This window comes from uncultured Campylobacter sp., assembly GCF_937996225.1.
In the GTDB taxonomy this organism is placed as follows: Bacteria; Campylobacterota; Campylobacteria; order Campylobacterales; family Campylobacteraceae; genus Campylobacter_B.
Window position 1 is genome coordinate 72132 of record NZ_CALKTC010000084.1, and the last position, 14556, is coordinate 86687.

Below are 14556 nucleotides of genomic sequence, written 5' to 3' on the forward strand. Positions count from 1 at the left end.
ACGAGGCGAAAATGACCGAAAGCTGCGTATCACAGATCTATTTTGCAAAAAGAGGTGAGCCGACGCCGCAGATGGGAGAGGTCGCGCAAAGCGAGCGCATGGACGTGCGGGCTTTGTGCGATCTGCTCGCGCAAGGAAGAGCGATCATCCCCGCAAATGTTAATCACAAAAGCTTAAAGCCCGTCGGTATCGGGCGCGCGCTGCGGTGCAAGATCAACGCCAATATCGGCTCTTCGGGCACGACGAGCGATATTGAGGGCGAGCTGGAAAAGCTTGAAGCTTGCTTAAAGTACGGCGCCGATACGGTGATGGATCTAAGCACGGGCGGCGATCTGGACGAGATCCGCGCCGCGATAATCGAGCGCTCGCCCGTACCCATAGGCACGGTGCCGATCTATCAGATGATTCATGAGCTGGGCGATATTAAAAATTTAAAAACGAGCGCTATTCTTAGTACGATCGAGAAGCAGGCGCGGCAGGGAGTGGATTATTTCACGATCCACGCGGGCTTTAAGCTCGAGTTTATGCCGTTGCTGTCCCGTCGCAAGATGGGTATCGTAAGCAGAGGCGGCTCGCTGATAGCGTCGTGGATGATGAAATTTCATAAGCAAAACCCCTTCTACGAAGCGTTTGATGAAATTTGCGATATCTGCGCCGCCTACGACGTATCGCTATCTCTGGGCGACGGCTTGCGCCCGGGTTGCTTATACGACGCGACCGATAGGGCGCAGCTTAGCGAGCTTGAAATTTTAGGCGAGCTAGCCCTGCGCGCGAATGAAAAAAACGTGCAGGTGATGATCGAAGGGCCGGGACATATCCCGTTTAATGAGATCGAGCTTAATATGCAGCTAGAGCGCAAGCTCTGCCGCGACGCGCCGTTTTACGTGCTGGGGCCGCTTCCGACCGACATCGGCGCGGGCTACGATCACATCAGCTCGGCTATCGGCGGGACTATGGCTGCGTATTGCGGCGCCAGCATGCTCTGCTACGTAACGCCCAAGGAGCATCTAGGCCTTCCCAATGCAAAAGACGTCAGAGAGGGCATCATCGCGCACAAAATCGCCGCTCACGCCGCAGACGTCGCGCTAGGTAAAGCAGGCGCGATAGAGCGTGATCACGAGATGAGCGATGCGAGGTATAATTTTGATTGGAACAGGCAGTTTGAGCTTAGCTTCGATCCTGCGCATGCGCGCGAGCTGCATGATGAGAGCCTGGGCGATGAAATTTACAAGGGCGCGGAGTTTTGCTCGATGTGCGGGCCGAAATTTTGCGCATATAAAATCAGTAGAAATTTAACCGAAAATAAGGAGAAAGAATGAGTAAAGACGAAGTCTTAAATTTGCTTAAAAGCGTGATCTATCCGGGCTTTTCTAAAAGCATCGTGGATTTTGGATTTGTAAAAGAGGTCGAGATCGGCGATAGAATTTTCGTAGGGATCGAAATCCCCAGCGCCAAGCCGGAGATCGCAGCAGAGCTCAGATCGGCGGTGCAAAAGGCGCTCGGCGCGGACGTAGAAATTTTAATCAAACAGCCCAAGATCGCCGAGGAAAAGAGCAACTCTCGCAGTGGCAAAAATATCGCGCCGCAGATCAAGCATTTCGTGATGATCAGCAGCGGCAAGGGCGGTGTAGGCAAGAGCACGACGACGCTAAATTTAGCTATCAGCACGGCAAAGCTCGGCAAGAGAGTAGGGATTTTGGATGCCGATATCTACGGACCGAATCTGCCGCGAATGCTAGGCGAAGACAAAACGCAAGCAAGCGTCGTGGGGCAGAAGCTAAAGCCGATCTTAAGCCACGGCGTGGAGATGATGAGCATGGGCGTGCTGATGGAGGAGGGCGCGAGCCTTATCTGGCGTGGCTCTATGATAATGAAAGCGATCGAGCAGCTGCTAAAAGACGTGGCGTGGAGCGATCTGGACGTGCTGTTTTTGGATATGCCTCCGGGTACGGGCGATGCGCAGCTTACGCTCGCTCAGAGCGTGCCGGTGACGGCGGGCGTGTGCGTTACGACGCCGCAGACGGTCGCACTGGACGACAGCGCCCGCGGGCTTGATATGTTCGAAAAGCTCCACATCCCGATTGCAGGTCTTATCGAGAATATGAGCGGCTTCATCTGCCCCGATAACGGCAAAGAGTACGACATCTTCGGTCGCGGCGGCGCGCAAAAGCTGGCACAGCGATACAATACCGAAGTAATCGGCGAGATTCCGATCGAGATCGCTATCCGCGAGGGCGGCGACAGCGGTAAGCCGGTAAGCTTCTATGCGCCAGATTCTTTGAGCGCAAAGCGCTACGAGCAGGCCGCGCGCAAGCTGTGGGAAAAGATCGAGAAGATCGACCGCGAGGAGCTCGCGGATAACTCCGCAATCCAGCCGGTGATGGACGGCAAGAGCGCCTGCTCGAATTAGGGCTTTGGCGGGCACAGCGTCAAATTTCGCGCGGAATTTCTCTTGAATTTTGCAGATTGAAATTCAACGCGGAATTTCATAATTTGGAATTTTACGCCTAATTTCGCTGTAAATTTTATAATGCTCGCAAAATTTTGGTATGCAAATTCGCCATAGAATTTTGCCCGTAAATTTAGCGGGCAAAATTTCACGCGGGTTTCGCGGCGCGGAATTTCACGCTGAGTTTTGTAGCTCGAAATTCTGCGTTAAAATTTCGCCACGAAATTTCGTAGTTTGAATTTTCGAGCTAAAATTTTACCAATCTCCGTTGTGTGAGGGTTCAGATAAAATTCTAAGCGCAGAATTTTACGGCGAAAATTAAATTCTAAACGCGCAATTCAGCGAGGTAAAATTTGCCGTAGAATTCCGCCTTGGAGTTTTAAATGTAAAATTTTAAGCATAAAGCTTTGCCGCAGAATTTTAAAATGTGAAATTTTATCGCTAAAGCTCTGTTTTAAAATTGTAAGATGGGGCTTTAATATAAATTTTAGGCTTGAAATTTATCGCGTCTAGCTTTTTAGCGGTAGCCACAGCATTGCGCTAGTTTAAAATTTTTATTTCGCCGGGCCTTATGGCGGTGGAGTTTATCTGCGAAAGCCTCTGTAGAGTTTATTTGGGATGGAATTTTATCTGTAGTGATTGCGGAAGTAAATTTCTCGCGCAGCTGAAATTTAAGCAGCTGAAATTTAATTCGTATAGGCTGTGGAGCCAAGGCGGCAAAATCCCTAAGCCTAGGGCTTTTAGGTTTAGGGATTTTACTTTTATACGAAATAAGAAAGGTCGGTAATGAGGTTTTTGATTATTTTGGTGCTTGCATTTGCGGCGTTCGCGCAAGAGAGCAATATGCAAAAATGGGCGAAAGAGATTACTGCGGACGCACAGATCCCGCAGGATAAGTTTTTGGCGTTTTATCTGAATAAAGATGAGCCTAAGAAAGTGGTTTTCTCTGAAAACGTCGATCGCATCAGCGTCAATTACGAAGGAAATTCCTTCCATGAAATTCCATCTCCAAATCTTATGGCGTATTGGGTCGGCGAGTTTAATTTTGACGCCGATATCGAAAAGATGGTGCTAGGAGATTACGGCTGGTCTACGCTGGTAATCGCCGTGGATGGCACGGACGTGCTAGGCGGAACATCTAGCAATCAAAAGCGCCCGCTTACGTATAAATTTAGCAAGGGCAAGCACAAAATAGAGGCGTGGTTTCTAAACGACGCGCATTCCAGCGAGCTTTTCGTGGATTTTAAAGATGTAGAGCCATTTTATCGTCAAAAGGACGCCGTAGCCAAGATCCCTGCGGATAAGGACTACGATCTGTGGCTCGGCGCGATCTACGAAAGCGCGCAGATGAATAATCGCGTCAAGCTAAATTTAGCCAAATCCGATAAGCCCATCGTGCTACTGCTTAGCTCATATCGCGCCGTGGAGTGGGAGATCTCAAATCCGCAAAAGAATGAAATTCTAGCCGTGTTAATTTACAACCCCATAAGTAGCGTCCGTGGCGTAAGCGGTGCGCTTTACGTCGAGGACTACAGATACACAGAGGCTGCGGATGGGCTTAAATGCGAGTGCATCTCCGGCAATGTCTTTCACTGCGACGGCAGCGAGATTTATGATATGAACGGGCGCGTAAACGGGATATTTGGCAGAGGCCTGGGGGCGTTTGCCGGCAAGCACGCCGTAAATTCCTTAGATCTGCCGGGGCTTGTTATTACTCCGAAAATTTTAGACGAAAGCAAAGCTCGCCTGCTCTCTGTAGAAGCGGACCGCAAGAAATGCGAAAGCACGCCGATGGATGATGTGTTTAGATAGGATGAAATTTAAAATTTGGAGGAAAAAATGAGTAATAAAGATAAAAGCAAGATTGAGCCTTTAAGTACTTCTGAGAGCAATAAGTTAGAAGGTAAAACTGATTTAAAAAATGTTTCAGATAAAAGTGACTTAGTAGAAAAGAGAGTAATGCGAATGTTTAAAGTATGTTCTTTGATAACATCCATATTTGCAGTAATCGGTATTATTACATTTATTTTTTCGTATATGCGATATTACGGATTTTTTACATACGAAGTATTTAGTGCGAATCATATTTTGTTATTTGCTTTTTTTACATTATTAATTTTTCTAACTATTTTAGCATTATACGGTTCGACTATAATGTATCTATATTATAGTTTAAGTAAAGATGAGTATAGCGAAATAAGTAAAAAATTCTTTGTGATATTGGCGACGCTCGTTTTTTTTGCAATGATGATAACTCTGTGCTACACTACAAATCAAGAAAATATTCTTATACGTTTTGTATATATAAGTAACTGGATAGTAGGTATAATATTATTTATATCGTTAATAGCGTATCCTCGTATTCGTAAGTTTTATAATTATATAAAAGACAAAAATCTCTGTATTCGTAAGTTTTATAATTATATAAAAGATAAAAATCTCTTTAAAAAAGTATTAAGATGGTTATCAAAATTCATATTTGAACCTATATCTAAGATTGAAAAAGATGGGAGAATTTGGTTTATAGCTACTGTTTTTGGTCTTATTGTTGTAGGATATATGATGTTATTAATATCTTATCAAAATGTTTTTGTAAGTACCTATAGCGGTTTTTTAAAATTTTGTGGTTTGGCTGATGATAGTATCGAAATATATCTGAAAAATGAAAATAAATCCGTTCGCGGTAAGTTAATTTTCGATGACGGTAAATACGCTTATGTGGAATTTAATCGCACGGATAGCAATTGCGGCGGTATCGGCGTCGCCTGCGAGCAAATAATAAGAAAGAAAGTCCCGAGCGAGGATGTGAGTATTTTTGTTTCGCCGGAGCAACAGCAAGATAAGAAGTCCGCAGCAAAACTACAAGAAACCAAACAATCTAAAGCAAAATAATCAAGAATTTAAAAACGCGTGTTTTCGCTTTTAAATTCCATTCATGCGCCTTTTCAAATCCCCTTTTAAATTAAATTTAGATATACTCCCGCGCAATTTTGCGATTAAGGATTAAATATGAAAGAGATTAAAAGCCTAAGCGAGCTTCAGGCTTTTGCGGATAAAGTTCGCGCCAAAAAGGGCTATCGCGATCCGATCATGTGGGCGGTCGGGCGCGTATTTAAGGGGTGCGCAGAGGGGCACAAAAGCCTAAGCGTAAATTACGCGCACGTAAATTTTAAAGATGGGCTAACAAGCGCAGCAGTGCTAATTCATGCTCTAACCGAATGCGGCGAGGTCGTGGATTTTAGCGGTAGTGAGTGCGTCCTTCCGCTAACGTACAAAGCCCTAAAAAAGGCGATCGAGGCTTTAAAATTTCTACAGCCAGACGCCAAAGAGGGCGCGCACAAAAATCTGCAGGTGCTGCTTGCGGTTAAAGAGGCGATGAAATCGGACGAGCACGCGAGCTTTTGCGCTAGTTTTATCTTTGAGGATGCCGCGCCAAAAAGCGTCGAGAGCGTCTATCTTAAGCTTTATGCGCTTTCACTAAATCTCTGCGAGCCGCGCACGCTCAATCTAGACGGCGCATTTAGCGTGCTTCCGAATGTCGCATGGGACGAAAACGCTCGCCCAATCGAGCTTTGGTGGCTGCGTGAAAACGAAATCCATTTAAAAATGCAAGGCCGCTATCCGCGTATCATCAGCGTTGATAAATTTCCGCGCTACCTAAGCCACGTCGTACCGTCGCAAAACGTTCGGATTTTAGACGATGCGAAGGTGCGTTTGGGTGCGCATATCGCTGCGGGTACGACCGTGATGCCGGGTGCTGCGTATGTGAATTTCAACGCAGGCACGACCGGCAGCGTTATGATCGAGGGGCGCGTCAGCAGCTCGGTCGTCGTGGGCGAGGGCAGCGACATAGGCGGCGGCGCGTCGATTTTGGGCGTGCTAAGCGGCACCAATGGCAATGCTGTGAGCATCGGCAAGCACTGCTTGCTGGGCGCAAACTCCGTAACGGGTATTCCGCTAGGCGACCGCTGCATCGTGGATGCCGGCATCGCGGTACTTGAGGGCACGAAGGTTTTTATCGCGCAAAAGGATCGCGAGGCGCTAGCAGCGCTAAATGCGGGCTTTGCATTTGATCGTGAAATTTATAAAGGGCTTGAGCTTGCCGGGCTTAGCGGACTGCACTTCCGTCAAAATAGTCAAAGCGGGCAGATTACGGCAAGCATTAGCAAGCGTGCGATCAAACTCAACGCGGAACTGCATTAAATTTATAAATTTAATGCGGGCGCAGATCGGCTGGAGCTTTTTTAAGCTGCGTTAAATCTATAACTTAAACGGCGAGTTTGAAAAAGATACGGACGATCTCGCCGCACGCCGCTTTGAGCGAGCGCATGCGATCCGCCACAAAATTTCCGCTCATAGAATTTTGCGCGGAATTTAAAGAATTTTTGCCGCGATTTGGAAAATTTATAGCGGTGATTTATGGAATTTACGCCGCTATTTTAACGTAAGTAATTTTGGCGGCTCGCGGATTTGCGCCGCGCAAATAGGTCTTTAAATTTCAAAAAATAGATTGAATTTAAAATTTTAATATGATAGATTTCAAATAAAAATAAGGAGATGAAAATGAAAAAATTTATACTCGTCCTGTTAGGCGTATTTATCTGTAGCGCGGCGTTTGCGGGAGATGCCGATGCCGAGCGCTGCAAGGCTTTGGCGGACGCCGTAAATGGGCGCAGTCACCCAGAGACTGAAGATATAAAGTTGGGTGCGGCTACGTGCGAAGGCGATAAATTTATAGTTTCCATGACCCTAAAAAACATAATTTGGGATAAAGTAGATCCTAAAATAAAGCAAAATTTTGAGAGAGTTTTGCGCGCCGATAGGCAAAAGGACGTTTGCGCGACGATGAAAGCGGGCGGTCTAAAACGCATAGGCGTGCGACAATTTCTGCAAAGCGGCGAAAAAATCGCCGATCTGACCTACACGCGCAGCGATTGCGGCTTAGAATAAAATTTCAAAGGAAATAAATAATGGAAGTGCCTCAAGCGGCGTATAGCAGAGATAAAATTATCGTTCGCACCGGTGTGATCGGTATCATTTCAAATGTAGTTTTAGCAGCATTTAAGGGCGTCGTGGGACTGATTTCGGGCTCGATCGCGATCGTGCTTGATGCCGTAAACAACCTAAGCGACGCACTTTCATCCGTCATTACGATCGTGGGCGTGCATCTTGCTAGCAAGCAGCCCGATCGCGCGCACCCCTTCGGGCACGGCAGGATCGAGTATCTAAGCGCGATCGTAATCGCCGTCATCATCCTCTACACCGGCGGCGTCTCGCTAGTAGAATCGATCAAAAAGATCATCCATCCGCAAGCGGCGAATTATAATGCGGTTTCGCTCGCCATCATCGCCGTGGCGGTCGCGGCGAAATTTAGCCTGGGGCTCTACACGCAAAAGACGGGCGAGCGCGTAAATTCCGACTCGCTCATTGCTAGCGGCGTTGACGCCAAATACGACGCGCTCGTATCGCTAGCCACCCTCGTAGCGGCTTTGATTTCGCTTATTTTCGGACTGAGCTTGGAAGCGTATCTGGGCGCGATAATTTCGGCGCTTTTAATCAAAACGGCGTATGAAATTCTGCGCGATACGATCAGCAAGCTTTTGGGCTCGCGCCCGAGCTTGGAGCTTACGAATGAAATTTACGATGTCGTGCGCGGCTTTGAGGGCGTCATAGGCGCGTATGATCTGATGTTTCATGACTATGGGCCCGATAAGATGGTCGGCAGCATCCACATCGAGGTCGCAAGCGACACCACCGCAGCGCAGATCGACGCTCTTACGCGCCGCATCCAAAACGCCGTTTTTGCGAAATTTAATATCATCCTAGACACCGTAGGAATTTACGCGTTTAATAAAAATGATCCGCGCGCCGCCGAGATCTACGAGCATATCAAGCAGATGGCGCTTTCGCACGAGTTCGTCTCGCAGATACATGGATTTTATCTCGACGAGAGCAAGCGCACGATCAGCTTCGACGTTATCGTCGATTTCGCAGCACCCGATATGGAGGCGACGTTTCGCGCGGTCTGCAAGCAGGTGCGCGCGGCGTATCCGAACTACACGCTCATCATCACTCGCGATAGCGATTACAGCGGCTAAAATTTAAATTGCTCTAGCTTTGGCGGTCTAAATTTAATCGTGCCCGCCCGCGCTCCTTCGGCGAAATTTCAGAATTTTAAGCTACAATAGGAGAAATTTATCGCGGCTCCGCGCGGCGCAAAAGCTGCAATAAACCGCGAGATGAAATTTACGCGCAAAACTTAGCAGAAGCCTACGCGCAAGGCAATGCAAATAGAAATTTAAAAGGAAAAATATGGTTGAAATCAAAGATCTAACGATGCGCTTCGGCAAACAGCTGCTTTTTGAAAACGTAAATTTAAGCCTCGATAAGGGCAGGCGCTACGGTCTCATCGGCGCAAACGGCGCGGGCAAATCGACGCTACTTAAAATTTTAAGCGGGCAGATCGAATCTAGCAGCGGCGAAATTTTGATTGAAAGCGGGCTTAAAATCGGCGTTTTGGGACAGGATCAATTCGCCTTTGAAAGCTTCAGCGTCAAAGACGCCGTACTCTACGGCAACAAGCGCCTTTATGACGCCGTGCGCGAAAAGACGCAGCTTTACGAAGCGGGCGAGTTTAACGATGAGATAAACGAGCGCCTCGGCGAGCTTGAGATGATCTGTGCGGAGGAGGACCCCGCCTACGAATACGAAACGCGGATCGAGAAAATTTTAAGCTCGCTGGGGATTAGCGACTTTGATAAAAAGATGAGCGAGATCGAGACGAGCGATAAATTTAAGGTTCTGCTCGCGCAGGTGCTCTTCCCGCGCCCCGACGTGCTGTTTTTGGACGAGCCGACCAATAACCTCGATATCGACGCCATTTCGTGGCTTGAGTTTGAGCTAAATCGCCACGCCGGCACGCTCGTAGTCATCAGCCACGACCGCCACTTTTTAAACCGCGTCTGCACGGACATCCTCGACGTAGATTTTAGGCGGGTGCGCGAATTTAGCGGCAATTACGACGACTGGTTCATCGCATCCAATCTCATCGCCAAACAGGCGCAGTTTGAGCGCGAGAAAAAGCTCAAAGAAAAGGCGGAGCTTGAAAAATTTATCGCTCGCTTCAGCGCCAACGCAAGCAAAGCGAAGCAGGCCACGAGCCGTCAAAAACAGCTCGACAAGCTCGATCTTAGCGAGCTTGCGACCTCTTCGCGCAGAGAGCCTAGCATTTTATTCAAGCCCGCGCGCGAGATCGGCAATGAAATTTTAGAGCTAAGCGGCGTGGATATGAGCTTCGGCGATATTCAGATTTTGAAAAATTTTAACCTCAAGCTCGCTCACGGCGATAAGATCGCGATTATCGGGCGAAACGGCGTGGGCAAAAGCACGCTTTGCAAGATCATCATGAGCGAGCTCGCGCCGCAGCGCGGCAAGGTGCACATGGGCGCCACGATCGAGCCCGGGTACTTTGCGCAGGATACGAATAATAAAATTTCAGGCGAGCTCAAGCTCTACGAATATCTGCAAAGCCCGCAAAATAGGGATCTGGATGAAATTCGCAAATGCCTTGGACGTATGCTTTTTAGCGGCGCGGAGCAGGAGAAAAGCGTAGGCAGCCTAAGCGGCGGCGAGAAACACCGCGTGATGCTAAGCAAGCTAATGCTGCAACGCCCAAACCTGCTAGTGCTCGACGAGCCCAACAACCACCTCGATCTTGAGGCGATCATCGCGCTTGGCGAGGCGCTGTATAACTTCGCGGGCTGCGCGATCTGCGTGAGCCACGACCGTGAGCTCATCGACGCGTTTGCAAATAGAATTTTGCATCTCAAAGGAGACGGCGAAATTGTCGATTTTAGGGGTACTTACGAGGAGTATCGCGAGAGCTTGGGGGCGAGCGATGATTGAGATCTGCGTAAACGGCGAGCCTCTGCAGCTGGCGCAGGATATGAGCGTGAGCGAGTTTTTGCGCTCGCGCGGACACGATCTGCGCTTCGTGGCGCTCGAGCGCGACGGCGAAATTTTAAAAAAAGAGGCGTGGGAGCGCACGCAGATCTCAAGCGGCAAAAAATATGAGATCGTCGAGTTCGTAGGCGGCGGCTAAGGTCGGAGCTTCGGGTTATGTTAAATTACGGCAGCCTAGGTTTAAATCTGCGCGAAGGTCACTAAGGAAGCCGTTAAATTTTAAGCGGCATGGCGACACAGCGGCTGGGGCTTAAAATTTGCGCGCGCGTCGTTAAAATTTTAAGCGATACGGCGGCGCAGGGACATAGCGTGTTTGGGATTTTTAAATTTATGAGGAAGCCGCGGCGACCGAATGCAGGAGTTTTAAAATTCGCTCCGCGGCGATAGAGTTTAAATTTTTATTGTGGTAATGGAACGCTAATTTGCGTTGCCAGCTGCGGTGGCATGATATGGGCTTTAAAACCGCATCGGCGCCGTAGATTTGAGCGCGGGAATTAAAATTTACGCCGAAGTTGCGGGGTCTGGGCGCGGGGTTTTAAAATTTACCCCGAGATCTCTGCCGCTATGTACGCTACGACGTATGTTGCTGCGTGCCGCTTTTTCGTCGGTTCGGTTCGGCTTGAAATTTTAAATTTAGCTGCAGCATGGATTTATTCGTGCGTTTAAGCTTTTAAATTCGGCGGATCGCTCTAGCGCTTCGCGGCTTTAAATTTAACCGATAAGTTGGGTTAATGCGCTAAAATTTAACGGATTTAGTGTGCATTGCGCTGCCGTACGGGACCTCTACGACGCGCCGTATTAGCTGAATACAATGCGCGCAGTAGGCTTGAAACATGACGCGTTAAAGCAAGATGAAATTTTTAGATCAAAATCGCGTGCGATGCGCCAGGTACGTCCGCTTGCGCCGTAATTCACGCGAGCGTTTGCGCGGTGCGTAGTAGCCGCGCAGATTTCTGCCGCAACCGCGCCGCAATACCGCATCAATGCGCGCTATGTTCGCGCAGATGCAAGGCGCCGCGCGCTTAAATTTGCGCGATAAATTTAAACGGCAAAAAGATAAAATTTAGGATCAAAATGCAGATAAAATTAAACGGCAAAGCTTACGAAACAGCCGCGAGCGATCTTGACGGGCTGAAGCGCGAGGTTAAATTTAGCGGCGAGATCGCCGTGATAAACGGCTATGCGAGCACGCAGAACTGCGAGCTAAAGGCGGGCGATGAGCTCTTTTTGCTTGCCCGCGGAGCGGAGCTGGCGCCTCAGGAGCTTCGCGAGCTGATGCTTGCTCGCAACGCTCCTTCAGTAAACGAGGCGCTGCAAGGCTCGCGCGTGGCGATCTGCGGGCTCGGCGGGCTCGGCTCCAACGTCGCGATCCTGCTTGCGCGCGCAGGCGTGGGCGAGCTCTTTTTGATCGACTTTGACGTCGTCGAACCGACCAACCTCAACCGCCAGCAGTACGAGATCGGCGATCTCTACAAGCCCAAAACGGCCGCTCTGCGCGAAAAAATCGCGCGCATAAACCCGTTCGTGCGCGTGCAAACCTTAAACGAGCGGCTTACCGCGCAAAACGTAGCCGAAATTTTAAAAAACGAGCGTATAATTTGCGAGTGCTTCGACGACGCGGCGGCGAAGGCGATGATTTTCGACGCGCTCAGCGGCACAGATCGCTTTTTGATCTGCGCTAGCGGCATGGCGGGCAGCGGCGACGCCAACGAGATCCGCACGACGCGGCTCGGCAAAAACGTCTTCGTCTGCGGTGACCGCAAAAGCGCCGCGGCTCAGGGCGTGGGGCTGCTCGCGCCGCGCGTGGCGATCTGCGCCGCACATCAGGCAAACGTCGCGCTTAGACTGATTTTGGGCGAGGAGGGCTAAGCCTGGCCGCTCATCGCGCGCCTGCATTTCTAAATTTACGCGCCTTTATTTATTTCGCCGATTAAATTTAGGTCTCGCGCGATTATTTTTGAGAAGCGGCGAGCATTTTGGCGGCATACAGCGCGCGTTTTTAAGACAGCGTGAAATTTGCTGCGCGCTATGTAAATTTAGCCGCAGAATTTAGTCGCGAGATCTAAATTTAAACGACGAAATTTAAACCCTTTGCCGTGCCTGGCTAGCGGGCAGGTAGAATTTTAAAATTTATTCAGCGCGAGCTAGCTACTTTTGAACGTAGGATTTAAAATTCTGCGCAGCGAAGCGAGCCGCAGTCTGCGCTGAAATTTTAAAATTTTGTGTCGTGGTATAAAATTTTGACGAAAAATTTTAAAACTTGGGCGCAGCGTCGCGCAGCGCGTAAAGCGACGAATAGAAGCAAGCAAAGCGCGCATATCTCGCGCTGTGTATAATCACCGTGCGCCGATATGTGCCATTTTGCGCTGCGCATAAAAACGAAAATTTAAACTAAAGAGGATAGAATGGACGATAAACTGATCTTAGGCGGCAGGGAGTTTGGCTCGCGCCTGATAATGGGCTCTGGCAAGTTCGATCACGCGATGATCGACGCCTGCGTGCGGCACGCGGGCTGCGAGATCGTCACGCTTGCGCTGCGTCGCGTGAACGAAAGCAAGAGCCGCAATATCTTGGATTTCATCCCTCGCGGCGTCACGCTGCTGCCGAATACCAGCGGCGCGCGAAACGCCGCCGAGGCGCTGCGGATAGCACGGCTCGCGCGCGAGCTGGGCTGCGGCGACTTCGTAAAGATCGAGATCATAGGCGACAGCAAATACCTTCTGCCCGACAATGCCGAGACGATCAAGGCCTGCGAGGCTCTGGCGCGCGAGGGCTTCGTGCCGCTTGCCTACATGCACGCCGATCTGTGCGTAGCTCGCGATCTAGTAAGCGTGGGGGCTGCCGCCGTGATGCCTCTGGCCGCGCCGATCGGCTCTAATCGCGGGCTGATGATGCGCGGGATGATCGAAATTTTGCTGGGCGAAATCGACGTGCCGATCATCGTAGATGCGGGGCTCGGCGCGCCTAGCGAGGCCTGCGAGGCGATGCAGATGGGCTGCGCTGCGGTGATGGTAAATACGGCGATCGCCACGAGCAGGGATCTGGCGCTGATGGCGCGGGCGTTTGCTCTGGGCGTGCAGGCGGGGCGCGATGCCTATCTGGCGGGGCTCGGCGCCGTTTCTAAGACAGCCAGCGCAAGCTCACCGCTAACGGGATTTTTGAGATAGCGGTTAGAATTTTAAGCGCGTTTGATTGCGCGAGCCGTGTTTTTTTGTGCGGAATTTGCATTTTTGAGCTATAGATACATATCGCGCAGGCTCGGCGTAGCGGCCGATAGATGCGGCGTGGAATTTTAAAATTTCGCGCCGTGCAAATTTGCGCCATGTGAGTTAAATCTCAGCACACTTTGTTAAGCCCTATGTCGAACGACGTAAATTCCGCACTTCGCTAGGCGTCTTAAAGCACTGCGGCGAAAAGTAATTTGGTAGCGGTGCAAAGCGCGGCAAGCTCGGCGATGAAATTTTAAAATTTAATCGGGCTGAAAGTAGCCCGATTAAGAGGAGCTAGATCGATCAGCGGGCTATTTTAGTATGTCGTATTTGTCGCAGTATTTTCGTAAATAGTCTTTTTCATAGTCTAATAGCACCGGGTCCTTTTTGCCCATTTCGCAGGCTTTTTGATAGTATTGCACCGCTCTTGCTTTGTCGCCATCGGCTTCGAGACCTGAAGCAAAATTCCCGCACGCTACCCAGCTCCCCGCATCGCAAGCTCTTCCGGTATATTCCATAGCCCGTGTCATATCTCTTTTTACCCCTTTGCCATGCGCATACATATGACCTAAATTGTTGCAGCCGTTCGCAAGTCCGCCATTGCAAGCTTTATCGAATAGCTCGACAGCCTTTTTATAATCTTTTTTTACCCCTTTGCCGTCGAAGTACATTACTCCCAAATCCGAGCAAGCTGCATAATCGTTTCCATCGCAAGCTTTTTTAAAGTAGTAAAGCACTTTTTTATAGTCTCTATCGGATGCGTTTCCCCCGAATACGGTCGGATTTTCATAAAGAGCGCCGGCGTCACCGCAAGCTTCAATATTGCCTGCTTCGCAATTTTGCTCAAATTGTTTAACTTGCTCTTTGCTAAAAGTTATGCCAAAAGCCAAAGAGCCCAACAGGGCTAAAGCTAAGATGATTTTTTTCATTACTTTT

13 protein-coding genes are annotated in these 14556 nt (G+C 49.4%); 12 read left to right on the plus strand and 1 reads right to left on the minus strand.

Going from position 1 to position 14556, the window contains the following annotated elements:
- Window positions 1-11: 11 nt before the first annotated feature.
- The 12 genes from thiC (at window position 12) to Q0174_RS10765 (ending at window position 13578) form a co-directional block, all read left to right on the plus strand.
- The gene (gene thiC / locus Q0174_RS10710) at window positions 12-1319 is read left to right on the plus strand and encodes a phosphomethylpyrimidine synthase ThiC (protein WP_298043926.1); all 1308 of its coding nucleotides are present in this window, start codon (window positions 12-14) and stop codon (window positions 1317-1319) included.
- Window positions 1316-2410 carry an Mrp/NBP35 family ATP-binding protein gene (locus tag Q0174_RS10715; protein WP_298043927.1) on the plus strand — a complete coding sequence of 365 codons (1095 nt, stop codon included), beginning with the start codon at window positions 1316-1318 and terminating at the stop codon, window positions 2408-2410. The genes thiC and Q0174_RS10715 overlap by 4 nt, the downstream gene beginning before the upstream one ends.
- 825 nt (window positions 2411-3235) lie before the next feature.
- Entirely contained in the window at window positions 3236-4261 is a 1026-nt protein-coding gene (locus tag Q0174_RS10720) for a hypothetical protein (protein WP_297948580.1), read from the plus strand.
- A 27-nt stretch (window positions 4262-4288) separates the two neighbouring features.
- Window positions 4289-5341 (plus strand): hypothetical protein, encoded by a 1053-nt coding sequence (locus tag Q0174_RS10725; RefSeq protein ID WP_298043930.1) that lies wholly within the window; start codon window positions 4289-4291, stop codon window positions 5339-5341.
- A gap of 117 nt (window positions 5342-5458) precedes the next feature.
- Entirely contained in the window at window positions 5459-6652 is a 1194-nt protein-coding gene (locus Q0174_RS10730; protein ID WP_298043932.1) for a tetrahydrodipicolinate N-succinyltransferase N-terminal domain-containing protein, read from the plus strand.
- A 77-nt stretch (window positions 6653-6729) separates the two neighbouring features.
- A complete protein-coding gene (locus Q0174_RS10735; RefSeq protein ID WP_298043935.1) occupies window positions 6730-6897 on the plus strand; it encodes a hypothetical protein in 168 nt (55 codons plus the stop codon).
- A gap of 115 nt (window positions 6898-7012) precedes the next feature.
- Entirely contained in the window at window positions 7013-7399 is a 387-nt protein-coding gene (locus tag Q0174_RS10740; protein ID WP_298043937.1) for a hypothetical protein, read from the plus strand.
- A 20-nt stretch (window positions 7400-7419) separates the two neighbouring features.
- Window positions 7420-8547 carry a cation diffusion facilitator family transporter gene (locus tag Q0174_RS10745; RefSeq protein WP_298043939.1) on the plus strand — a complete coding sequence of 376 codons (1128 nt, stop codon included), beginning with the start codon at window positions 7420-7422 and terminating at the stop codon, window positions 8545-8547.
- Between the two features lie 214 nt (window positions 8548-8761).
- Window positions 8762-10354, plus strand: coding sequence for an ABC-F family ATP-binding cassette domain-containing protein (locus Q0174_RS10750; protein ID WP_298043940.1), 1593 nt, complete (start codon window positions 8762-8764; stop codon window positions 10352-10354).
- On the plus strand, window positions 10347-10550 hold the full coding sequence (gene thiS, locus Q0174_RS10755) for a sulfur carrier protein ThiS (RefSeq protein WP_005871344.1): 204 nt from the start codon (window positions 10347-10349) through the stop codon (window positions 10548-10550). Before Q0174_RS10750 ends, thiS begins: the two co-directional genes overlap by 8 nt.
- Before the next feature lie 935 nt (window positions 10551-11485).
- Window positions 11486-12280, plus strand: a complete 795-nt coding sequence (thiF, locus tag Q0174_RS10760; RefSeq protein WP_297922186.1) for a sulfur carrier protein ThiS adenylyltransferase ThiF — start codon at window positions 11486-11488, stop codon at window positions 12278-12280.
- A 536-nt stretch (window positions 12281-12816) separates the two neighbouring features.
- Complete coding sequence (locus tag Q0174_RS10765) at window positions 12817-13578, plus strand: thiazole synthase (protein WP_298043942.1); 762 nt, start codon at window positions 12817-12819, stop codon at window positions 13576-13578.
- 353 nt (window positions 13579-13931) lie between these two features.
- Here the strand turns inward: Q0174_RS10765 and Q0174_RS10770 are convergent, their stop codons facing one another.
- A complete protein-coding gene (locus Q0174_RS10770) occupies window positions 13932-14549 on the minus strand; it encodes a tetratricopeptide repeat protein (protein WP_298043943.1) in 618 nt (205 codons plus the stop codon).
- Window positions 14550-14556 lie beyond the last annotated feature (7 nt).